The organism is Desulfovibrio inopinatus DSM 10711 (genome assembly GCF_000429305.1).
In the GTDB taxonomy this organism is placed as follows: domain Bacteria; phylum Desulfobacterota; class Desulfovibrionia; order Desulfovibrionales; family Desulfovibrionaceae; genus Alteridesulfovibrio; species Alteridesulfovibrio inopinatus.
In genome coordinates, this window is sequence record NZ_AUBP01000046.1 from 1 (window position 1) to 10,164 (window position 10,164).

Genomic DNA, 10,164 nt, shown 5'->3' on the forward strand with positions numbered 1-10,164 from the left:
ACAATCTCAACACTCATAACACGGCATCTTTATACGCAGCGTTTTCCGCAGAAGAAGCCAGACGCCTTGCGCAACGCCTTGAAATACACCATACCCCCAAGCATGGGAGTTGGTTGAACATTGCTGAAATAGAATTGAGCGCCTTGAAACGTCAGTGCCTTGCCGGCCGGATTGATTGTATTGAGAGAATGCGTACCCAAGTCCAGGCATGGAACGAAGATAGAAACAACCGCCAGTCACAGGTCGACTGGAGATTTACGACCAAGGATGCGCGCATCAAGTTAAAGCGCCTGTATCCGAAATTTTAAATTATACTATGTACTAGGGGTGCAACGCAATCGCTCCCAAAAAAAAGATAGTAATAAAGCCAACAAAAGAAACAATTATAGTGATTATAATCGCTGCAGGTACTCCAGCAATTGCGATTTTGACTAATATCCAGACAATTCTCCAAAAAGGTATTTCTATGTCAATTAAAGTGGTTTTTTGTTTATTATTTTTGTTTATATTTGATTTTATTTTGTTTTTATCCTCGTCTTCAATTAGATCAACGTCTTTAAGTTCGAGAACAAGTTCTTTACTTCCGCAATGCAGACATCTCTTGGTAAAAGAAGGTACGTTAGCACCACAATCGACACAATTCTTCATTGTCATAGATGTTTTTCCTTTTCATGTTTTCACAAATTTATATTAAAAATAATTGGAGAACTGCTTTCTTGGTACCAAGATGAGGAGTATGGCAAGCCTCTGGAGTGGTCCCCCAAATTCAGGCTGAACGCTACGATGGATTCCTTTACCAGGGAAAACCACATTCATGACCAAAAGAAAGAATCAGAGAGTTAACCGTATCTATCTCGAAAGTGCGGCCACATACGGCAACGCCTGTGATGCAAGCACACTGCCCACCGCGTTTTCCAGTATTCCCCTGAGGCTGCTTGCGGTTTCTTTGATGATCGTCCATTTAGGTTTCGGTGACTTGGCTTGGGCTTGGAGGGTTGCGAGTTCCGCCTCTAACTCGGCGCGGTGCTCTTCTGTGACCCGCCCTTGTTGGAGTGCATCGTCCAAGAGTTGTATCAAGGCTGTCAGTGATGCTGTGTCCCCGCTTGTTTGGGGTTGGGTCTGCGTGGAGCCATTGGACTCTATTTGGATTTGGGAACCGCTGACATTTCCGAAATGATAGTGTTGTTCTTGCACGATTTGCTTTTCCTCCTGCGTAAATGTCATGTTTTCGCCGAGTATGCCTTTGGATTCTAAGTCAAGTGCCCACTCAAGAACTTTAGTTCTTACAGTTTCAATTATTCTTGTTAGATCTAAACTTGAGAGTTTAACTTTGGGATGCCCGTATATTCCTGAAGGTGTGAATATTTTTTGTATTATCATTTGTTCATCATCAAACTGAGGGCGTATGTAGATATCGGTGGAGATTTGCGTGATCTGTATCAACTCAGGGATCGACTGCCCCATGAAACGCTCAGTTAGGAATTTATTTGTTGCTGAAAATTCAATTCTTACAGGAAGAAGGCCTCGCGGAGTGTCTGCCATAAGCTGACCTTGCACACGGCGGTATTCGGGTACTCCTGTTTCATTTTCACCATAGCCATTCAATTCCTTTCTCAGCCATTCGGCTAATTCAGGTATTTCCAGGCGGCAAGCAACAACGAGTGCGCGACGTAATAAATTCGTCGTCGACACAGAATTATCAAATACTGTATTCACCAATTCACGAACAAGTGCAGGCATTTACTTTCCTCAGGTAAGGAACCGTTTGATCTGCGAACAATACACCCTTCCAATGGTCTTCGGAAATACTCCGTATAGGCGCGTTTTTTTCTTTCCATTGGGGACGGCTTGGATTTTTCAGTCGGTGCTGGGTGTTTTTACGGTGAACATGTCATAAGTCTAAGAAGCGTCTTTTCTTTTCCCTCTTCAACAATTGTCGCACCTTTGGACTGAACGAATTCAAGGAGTTCTTCGGGGTAGGGGGTGCCGTCTTTATTAACTCTGGTGAAGTTAGCGGATTGGAGCGTTTTGACTTTTGAAAAGTCAACGTCATCGAGTATGGCGTGATCGAGTTCTGCCCCCTGGAGATCCGCTTCTTTGAGCTTCCTCCCCCTAAGATCCGCTCGATAGAGGATCGCTTTTTTGAGGTTCGTCCCTCTAAGATCCGCCTTCGAGAGGTCCGTGTCGCAGAGCATAGCCCTCTCGAGGTTCGCTTTCCTGAGGTTTGTCCCTCCGAGTTTCGCCGACGAGAGTCGCGCCAACCATAGATCCGCCTCCCTGAGGTTCGTGCACAAAAGATTCGTCTCGTTGAGTATTGCCCTTCTGAGGTTCGCTTTCTTGAGGTTTGCCCCTTCGAGTATCGCCCCTTTGAGATTCGTATTTTCGAAATTGACTGTAATGTTGTCTGGAAATTTACTTCCTTGAAGTTTAGCGAATGGTAATTTCGCACTGCTCAGATCAAGTTTATATTTTTTCTTATATTTGAGCTCCTTCATGCGGTATGCAAAGAGGTTCATGACCGCTTGAATATCTTTTTGTATTTCGTCCCCGTCTTCTTTTATTTCCTCTTCCTCTTCTTGTTCATCTTGAAATTCATCTGTCGTGTTATCCTCGCCGGATGCACGAACAAATGCGGCAAGCGTGTCAAGGACGGCTATTTTATCGCTTTCGCTAGTTGAGTCGACTGCGATGCGCCAGAGGCTGTAGATTCCGCCGATACGGATGGTTTCTTTTTCGCTGCCGAGTTGTTCCGTAGCTTTGATGAAGCGGTCGGTGATGAGGCCTTGTTCGGCAATTCGGGTTTGTTCGTTTGCGGTACGAGCTTGACTGTCGTGACTCATCGCTCGAGAGTATGCGAAGCTCAATCCCAAGAATCCTGCTGCAGCCAAACATATTTTTTGAAGGAGTTCTGCATTGGGGATATCCGCCGAACCTGTCTCTGTCTTGCGAAGGAATTTTGATAATACGGTCCATGTTTCTACGAACTGCTGTATTATGTAGTTACGTACAGTTATCTCATATGCTGGAAAAGCGAAGTATAGGGCCATATACAATGCTATTGCTATCGCAAGTATCACATATGGACGGGTTATCTTTTTTACAAATGGCATGACCATGGGGAGACTCGTTAATCTTTCTGCTTGCTTGATTCTTCAAATAATCCGTTTCATCACCCCACAATACACCCCGCCCAATGATCCTCGGAAATGATCCGGATGGGGGCGCCTTGTTCTTTCCATTGGATAGCAGCTTCAATTTTTCGGCCGTAGCTGGCGTGTATCCAATCACGGCTGGCGAGGGTGCCGATGACCATATAATGTGTGTCTTTGCGAATGTTGGACAACACATTGCCGCCGAGTTCGACAATGGCTTGGGTGCAGTCTTTGCGGGTGCCGTAGGCGAATTTGCCGGTGAGGACGAAGAGGCGACCGGTAAAGGTGATCGGTGGTTGCGGGCTATCGAAGGGCAGGGAGGTGGCTGCCTGGACGGTACAGGCTTCGGGAACGTGGCCGGTGCATTGTTTCAGGAGGTCGAGCAGTTCGGCGTGTTCTTCCTCGTCGATGTGGCCGTCACGGAGAAATTCGTAGATTCGGGCATAGATGATATTGCCCGGCCAATGTTGGGCGAGGGCTTGGTTGCTTTCCAGCCAGTTCAACAGGAATCGGGCCTCGGCGTCGTTGACCACGTCATCGGCGATGATTCCTCGGCACAGCCCGAGCAGCTCGTCGACGCCGCGATCCTGGAGACGTTTGGCGTTGAAAGCGCGATTGAGGGGTTGGCCGTGCGCGTCGAGTCTGTTGTTTCTTTCCATGGCTGTTGTCCTCGTTATGCTTCTTGTTATACGGGTCTTGGCCGGTGATGAGCCACTCCACAAAGTCGTCCTGGGAAATGGGGAATTCATCGACCTGGACGAGTGCGGTGTGTTGCTCGTTCGGCGTCAGCTTGGCGACTTCCAGGTAGCCGCGAAACCGGGCTGTTTGCACGCGAACGACAAACTCGCCTTTTTCCATCTCCGCCGTATGTGAAACGTAATTTTGTCCAAATGAGGCGATGTATTCTTTGATCGCGGCTCGTTCCGGTTCTTTCGGCCATTTCTTTGGCCCATTTGTCGCTGGAATGGCAGGGCTGGACTTGCGGACTTTAAAGGCGGTCGTGATGTGCTGGAGGGCTTCGGCCCATGGTTTATAAGCCCTGGGGGTGTCGTACACGATACAACCCTCTCGGAAGGCAAAGCAGCTTCCCTGGGACCAGGCCATGATTCGACGTTTGTCGATCATCCTGGCCGCATAGCGGATATCCAGCGCGTCTTTGAACGTTTCGGGAATACAGAAGGTCCAATCTTTGGCGTAGCTGTCCACGAAATGAGCCAGAAAAGCGTCATATAGCCGGCTGTGAGAGGTTTGGGTCAAGAGCGTGTCCAGAACATCGAGGGGAGACGGGGATGTCGTGGGGGTGGGGATGTCCGTCATTGCAGCGGCTCCTTAGAGGTCCGTGTCGAAATCCGCTTTGGGTTCATTGACTGCAGTATATCCAGGATAGGCCGAAGGCTCGGCAAGGTTGGAGGCGCTTTTCGACGATCGGGTCTTGCCCATGGCAATGGCCTCGATGCCGACGGCGATCTTTTCTGGCGCGACGCCGAGTTCCATTTGCAACCGTTTGTAGGTGAGCATTTCCCGCTGGGCCGGCGACAGTTTGTCATTGTGCTCTTCGGGAGGAAGAGCCTGTTTTGCTGCCTTTTCCTGGCTGGCCAACATTTCGCCTTGGCCCGTGAGAAGCCAGTTCGGATTAATTTCAGGGTATTTTTGGAGGATTTCATAAAGCATTGAAACCCTTATCTTATATTGCCCAGTCGGTCTCAAGTATGCCTGGAACGTACTTTGCTTCTGGTTAATAGATTGAGCAAAGCGCGTAACATTGCCATCCATAAAATGCTCAATAATCAGCTTGAGTCTCTTGTAAATATTTGTATCCACTGACATTTCTTTCGTTTTGATTGATAATTGAAAACGCTTGTTAAAAATCGAGTTTTCAATTAAACGAAAAAACAAGCGTACAGTAACGCAGTAGTAACACGACTTCCCTCATTCAAGACGGTCTTGTATCCTGTCCCGGCGTCCTCTTTTGCACGGTGAACGCCATGGGTACGAACCGTTATTCGGGAAGCGAAAAGTCCAGCCTTTCAAGAGGTTTTTGCATGTCGAAATTAAGCGAACTCATACGCAACAAAACAACCGACCGTCAAGTCAGGCTGCGCTCGTTTCTGGTGTCGCGTGGCGTCAAAGTGAAGGCATTGGCTGAAGCACGGGGACTTTCTCCCGGAGCGATGGGTGATGTGTTGTCGGGGCGACGGCCGAAACGAGAGCATATCGACTGGCTTCGAGAGCAAGGGATTCCGGATGATCTGCTGCCGACGCCGGCAGATCCCCAACGACGTGGTCGCAAGCCGACGAAGTCCGCAGACTAATCGAAACCCATATACGCTTGGCATGATATCGTCGATATCGCGTTGTTGTGGCGTATACTACGCTAATATTTGGGGAGGTATTGCATGACACGGTATGTCTATCCGTCTCTGTCGCCGATTTTGCACCATCTGGTGATGCGTGCGCCATCAGGAATCGGCGCGCAACGTATCGCCAGTATGATGGGGTGGAAATATGCCACGATGATGAGTGAATTGTCCGGACAGCCCGGCCATAAATGCGGAGTGGAACGGCTGCTGCCGATTATGGATGTCACGGACTCGGATGAGCCGTTGCATTTTCTTGCCCATGAACGGGGCGGGGTGTTCGTGAAGCTGCCCACGTACAGCGAAGACGAAAGCCCGATTCAACAGCAATGCCTCGTGGCGGTGAAAGAATTTGGAGAGCTTATTGCCACCTGCGCCGAGGCGTTGGCCGATATGAAGCTGGAGAAGGACGAGCGTGACCGCATTACCCGCGAAGGGCACGAGGCGGTGACGGCGATTATGGGGTTACTCAAACTTGTGGAGGACGTGTGATGTATGGTCAAGACACCGGACAAGGCGTGATCACCATAGAACCCGTCCATAATGGCGTGTTGCTCGATACGGGCGGGCGTCGCATGGTGTATGAACTACGACCGGGACAACGAACCAAGGCGGTTCATGATCTGCTCGCCGCCGTTGCCACTGAATTGGCGACCGGTATCGAGGTGCGTATCGAGGTGCGCGATATGCGGGGTGAAGAAGAACCGGTGACGCACCAGCCCGACAAACGTTCACTCACCCAGGTGGAAGTCGAAAGCCTCTACAGTATCCCTATTAAAACACTCGAGACCTGGCGCATGCAGGGAAAAGGGCCGGCCTATACCAAGCCCGGAAAGCGCATCTATTATTTTCGTGAGGACATTGAAACGTTTTTGCGCTCCTGTCAGATTGTCACCACAGGGCAGGGTTAGTCATCATGGTCAAAATCACCCAACGCGTCATCAATAATACGCAGATTGTGCCGGTGGCCTCCCGGAATGAGATGGGCATAACGCAAGGTCATCTCGATGTCTCTGTGTCGCATCATCTCCATGAGTTGTTGGAGCGTCACTTTTCCGGATTGCGCCAGCCACGAGGCAAAGGTGTGGCGGAGCGTGTGAAACCGGACGCGGCGTCGATCGTCCGTGATGCCGTCATTCAACCCCAGTTGCTGCACGACACGACTGAACGTTGTGCTGATACCCCATTGAATGGGACCGCCCTGGTCGGCCTGGAAGACAAATTCATGCGGGGTGCGGCGATATCCGGTCAGAATCTGCATGATATCGGCTGGAGCCGGGACGGTTTGCGGCTCGCCTCCCTTGGCCGTGATGTGAATGGTCAGACCCGCGGCATCCAGATCTTGCCCTCTGATACCAAAAATTTCCGTGGCCCGAAGTCCCGTTTTGAGGGAGAGCAGGGCCATATCGTGCAACTGCTGCGACCGAGGACGCAACGCTGCAAGCAAGGCTCGAGCTTCCTCCTTGGTCAGGTAGCGGGTGGCTTCGTTGTTGGGACGAGGCAGCGTGAAGGCGCTATGACGCTTGACCGCAAACGGATTGGCTCCATGCCAAGTCTCAAGCTCAAGGGCATGATTGACGGCGCGACGCAGCAGACCAAAACAGTGGCGCACACTCTGTGGAGACATGGTGTTGCGCAAGGCGCTTTTCAGATCGCAGAGCATTTGCAGCGTGATGCTTTCCAGAGGGATGGCATCAAGGCGGTGCTGGAGATGTTTGCTGTAGCGATTTCGCTCCGGAGCGATGTGCTTCTCTTCAGCCTCAGCCCATTTGAAGTAGTCCGCGACGGCCTTGCCGACGGTGAGCGAAGGCGTCGTCAGCGCAATCTCAAGGGGAGGCGGTTTCGACTTGTCCGTCAATTTTTTTCGAACTTCGTTGGCATAAGCGGGGCGGATTCCATCCGAATGCCAGCCCACTGTGTACCAACGCGGTTTACCGAGGGTGTCTTTGTACCACACCACATAGCAACGATCTGGACCGTAGGAACACGTTCGCGCCGAGCTGCTTTCTCGATAAAATACGCCTTTATATCTGGTTTTGATGAACTATGACTTTGCAGCGAAGATTAGAAAAATAGAGAGAGGGGGTGGTGGGGGATTTTGTAGGGTTGGTGCGGGTTCTGCGGGGGATTTGGGGGGTTGGGGGGATGTAGAAAAATTGGTTGTTTTGCTGTGAATGTTGCACTTGTGGCTAGAAAAGTTGGTGGTTGCGGTTGAGGGTGGCGTTTTGGTGGCCGTTATGGGGTTATAGGTTAAGTTTTTGACTAATTTTGTAATGTTTTTCTATATTTACATGGGAACTTAATTTGTATAGTTTGAGTTTTACCGTGAACGTTGTTTTGTAACAGGAAGGTGCAGCACTTTTGCGAGTGCTGCACCTTTTCTTATGCGCTTTTGCGGGTGGGTTCTTCTGCGGGGATGGTATCAGGGGCGGCTCTTGATTTTATTTCTGTGAGTTCTACTCGTAGGTCTGCGTTTTCTCTTGTTGTCTGTAAGAGTTCTTTGCTTGTGTTGATCAGATCTTTGTTGGCATCTGAGAGTTCACGGCTTAGGCGTTGGTTTTCTGTTCGTAGCTCGCTGCATTCGCGGCGGAGTTCGGTGTTTTCTCTTCGCAGTTCGCGTATTTTCTCTTGCGTTCCACCGCAGGCATCATTGCTTGGTGTTGTGGCGTCGAATCTTGATTCATTAGGCGTTTTTGCGGGTAAAGTCTCGCTCCCGCCTTCTAGCCTCATCGGGCCTTCACCCAAAAGAAGCCATAGAGGGCTTGTGTTCGTTTTTATGCATATTTCTGACAGAGTGTCAGCCGATGGCGATCTTACGTCTCGTTCGTAATTGCGCAACGTATTGATGTTGACGCCGATGGCTACGCCAAATTCAACTTGGCTTTGCTCTCCACGCAGGTGGCGCAAGCGTTCTCCTAGTGTATTCATATGCATAAGTTCCTGCCCTGAACTTGTGCAAAACTTATGCACGAGTGGTTCTGGGCTAACTCCTTTGATTTTTTCGATATCCACGAGAAAGCCACAAATTCAAACTTATGCACAAAAATGAATTGACTTGTTTTTCGTTTTTATGCACAAGAAAGGCGTGGCGGCTGTAGATTGAGCTTCTTGCAACAGGATCAAACTACAGCCCCGGCAACAATGGGTCAACGTCCGGCTTTTTTCCGGGTTTGGACACGAACACCATCACAGGCGGACAAGTCATGGCACAGGGAACACTCTTTGGATCGGCGTACCGGCTTGCGAGTTTCGATCGCGCATTCAAGGCGTCGCTCCGGACGGCATTTGAAAAATCCGGACTCTCCTGCGTGCAGGTGGCCGAACAAATGGACGCACTCGCCAAGGAAGCCGGCATCAAATTGAACAGCGGCAATGCGGCGGCACTCTCTACGGCGACGCTGGAAAAGTGGTTGAATCAAAACGATGACGAGCGTTTCCCCAGTCCACGGGCTGTTGTCGCATTTTGTGAAGTCGTGGGCGCGGCTGATCCGCTCGACACCATGGCGCTCGTTGTCGGGCGCAAGACCATCGACCAACGGCAAGTCATGCTTTTGGAACGGGCCGAGGTCGATGAACGAATCAAGGCGCTGAAGCGCCGTAAACGTCTGTTGGAGGCGGAGTTATGCACAACACAATGAACGTTTATGCCGGACGCGGTCCGGGTCGCTATCGCGACACCTGGGCGATTCGGAAATCTCTGGATCTGGCCGGGGTGACGATGGCCGAGGTCGGCCGACGGCTTGGGCTGACGCCGCAGACCGTAAGCGACACGGTGCGCGGTCGAAAGAATAGTCGGCAGGTGTTGCGGTATCTGCTTGAGGAATTGGAGATCTCGGCTGAGGTGCTGAGTTTGCCGGACGATATGCAGGTGAAGGAGGAAGCGTAATGGGAAATGTATCAGAACGTACTGTTGAGGTTCGCGTTGAAGGCAGTGTGGTCTTTGGTTGGTATCCCGATTGGGGTGAAGGCAATGTTCAGATTGTACATGACGCTGAGTGCGTCTCCCAGGCACAGGAACTTCTGGGAGACGCACTGGAGTGGCTTCGTTCCCTTAAAATTCATGAATAACCGCTTCTGCAGGAAGCGGGACAGCCGGATACAATCCGTAGAGTTCATCAAGGAAGATGTATGGAATCACTAACAAATCTTCATCAAACAGTGTTTGCACCTGTTCGTTGTACGCCTGCGCGGCAAAGAGCAACGAATCCAGCACACAAAACGGAAATGTCAGGCCAGGAAGCCATGGCATTTCCGTGTGAGGGGGAGAACATGGAAGATACCAGTCTTGTCGGTCCGCTGTTCGCGCATGAATTCCATGGATACACATCGCCTCCTGTGCGCCGGCCTGCAACCACTTCCGACCGCATTCAAACAGAGGAAGGTCGGCATTTTCATCCTGTTCGGCCGTGTATTTCACGTGAAGCTCCACAATGCAGTCGTGAAATAATGCGGTTGGTACAAGGTTGGTTAGCAGGAAGGCATGCGCCAATTTTAACTGTTGCAGGCAGTTGTGCGCTTTGGACGACTTTCCGCCAAAAGGCAGCTTTGGCTTTTTATACTGGGGAGTCAGGGAGTTTTTTAGAAGACACCCCGCTGTTCCCGGTCGGTTTTGCACAAGAATTAGGGACTCCATACCGACATCATGGACGATGCCA

General features: G+C 50.5%; 15 protein-coding genes. 7 read left to right on the forward strand and 8 right to left on the reverse strand.

The genetic code is table 11. From position 1 onward, the window contains the following. On the forward strand, positions 1-308 hold a 308-nt coding region (locus tag G451_RS0119825), incomplete at its 5' end, for a transposase (RefSeq protein WP_027185618.1). A 13-nt stretch (positions 309-321) separates the two neighbouring features. Here the strand turns inward: G451_RS0119825 and G451_RS34845 are convergent. The 5 genes from G451_RS34845 to G451_RS34295 all read right to left on the reverse strand — a co-directional run bounded on the left by G451_RS34845 (position 322) and on the right by G451_RS34295 (position 4,823). Beyond that, a complete protein-coding gene (locus tag G451_RS34845; RefSeq protein WP_034643105.1) occupies positions 322-654 on the reverse strand; it encodes a hypothetical protein in 333 nt (110 codons plus the stop codon). Positions 655-849: 195 nt separating this feature from the next. Then, positions 850-1,740, reverse strand: coding sequence for an AbiTii domain-containing protein (locus G451_RS0119835; protein ID WP_169727917.1), 891 nt, complete (start codon positions 1,738-1,740; stop codon positions 850-852). A 137-nt stretch (positions 1,741-1,877) separates the two neighbouring features. Beyond that, positions 1,878-3,116 carry a pentapeptide repeat-containing protein gene (locus G451_RS0119840; RefSeq protein WP_027185621.1) on the reverse strand — a complete coding sequence of 413 codons (1,239 nt, stop codon included), beginning with the start codon at positions 3,114-3,116 and terminating at the stop codon, positions 1,878-1,880. A 570-nt stretch (positions 3,117-3,686) separates the two neighbouring features. Further along, complete coding sequence (locus G451_RS35080) at positions 3,687-4,469, reverse strand: hypothetical protein (RefSeq protein WP_051261719.1); 783 nt, start codon at positions 4,467-4,469, stop codon at positions 3,687-3,689. Between the two features lie 12 nt (positions 4,470-4,481). Then, positions 4,482-4,823: a hypothetical protein gene (locus tag G451_RS34295; protein ID WP_156921741.1), complete on the reverse strand. Its 342-nt coding sequence runs from the start codon at positions 4,821-4,823 to the stop codon at positions 4,482-4,484. A gap of 371 nt (positions 4,824-5,194) precedes the next feature. On the opposite strand from G451_RS34295, the gene G451_RS0119865 reads away from it, so the two are divergent. From G451_RS0119865 to G451_RS34850, 3 genes are all read left to right on the forward strand, one after another. Beyond that, on the forward strand, positions 5,195-5,464 hold the full coding sequence (locus G451_RS0119865) for a hypothetical protein (protein WP_051261721.1): 270 nt from the start codon (positions 5,195-5,197) through the stop codon (positions 5,462-5,464). An 84-nt stretch (positions 5,465-5,548) separates the two neighbouring features. Next, positions 5,549-6,001 (forward strand): phage regulatory CII family protein, encoded by a 453-nt coding sequence (locus G451_RS0119870; protein WP_027185626.1) that lies wholly within the window; start codon positions 5,549-5,551, stop codon positions 5,999-6,001. Next, the gene (locus G451_RS34850) at positions 6,001-6,420 is read left to right on the forward strand and encodes a helix-turn-helix domain-containing protein (protein WP_034643110.1); all 420 of its coding nucleotides are present in this window, start codon (positions 6,001-6,003) and stop codon (positions 6,418-6,420) included. The genes G451_RS0119870 and G451_RS34850 overlap by 1 nt, the downstream gene beginning before the upstream one ends. On the opposite strand, the gene G451_RS30630 is transcribed toward G451_RS34850, so the two are convergent. Together G451_RS30630 and G451_RS30635 are read right to left on the reverse strand one after the other, a co-directional pair. Beyond that, positions 6,417-7,469 (reverse strand): tyrosine-type recombinase/integrase, encoded by a 1,053-nt coding sequence (locus tag G451_RS30630; RefSeq protein ID WP_156921742.1) that lies wholly within the window; start codon positions 7,467-7,469, stop codon positions 6,417-6,419. The genes G451_RS34850 and G451_RS30630 overlap by 4 nt on opposite strands. A gap of 422 nt (positions 7,470-7,891) precedes the next feature. After that, positions 7,892-8,437, reverse strand: a complete 546-nt coding sequence (locus G451_RS30635) for a helix-turn-helix domain-containing protein (RefSeq protein WP_034643112.1) — start codon at positions 8,435-8,437, stop codon at positions 7,892-7,894. Positions 8,438-8,712: 275 nt separating this feature from the next. On the opposite strand from G451_RS30635, the gene G451_RS30640 reads away from it, so the two are divergent. From G451_RS30640 to G451_RS0119900, 3 genes are read left to right on the forward strand one after another with little or no spacing between them, the layout of a single operon-like run. Continuing rightward, positions 8,713-9,147, forward strand: coding sequence for a hypothetical protein (locus G451_RS30640; protein WP_051261723.1), 435 nt, complete (start codon positions 8,713-8,715; stop codon positions 9,145-9,147). Then, on the forward strand, positions 9,132-9,395 hold the full coding sequence (locus G451_RS0119895; RefSeq protein ID WP_027185627.1) for a helix-turn-helix domain-containing protein: 264 nt from the start codon (positions 9,132-9,134) through the stop codon (positions 9,393-9,395). Before G451_RS30640 ends, G451_RS0119895 begins: the two co-directional genes overlap by 16 nt. Further along, the gene (locus tag G451_RS0119900; protein ID WP_027185628.1) at positions 9,395-9,577 is read left to right on the forward strand and encodes a hypothetical protein; all 183 of its coding nucleotides are present in this window, start codon (positions 9,395-9,397) and stop codon (positions 9,575-9,577) included. The genes G451_RS0119895 and G451_RS0119900 overlap by 1 nt, the downstream gene beginning before the upstream one ends. Here G451_RS0119900 and G451_RS34305 read toward each other — a convergent pair. Continuing rightward, the coding region (locus G451_RS34305) for a hypothetical protein (RefSeq protein ID WP_027185629.1) at positions 9,561-10,164 on the reverse strand (604 nt) is incomplete at its 5' end. The genes G451_RS0119900 and G451_RS34305 overlap by 17 nt on opposite strands.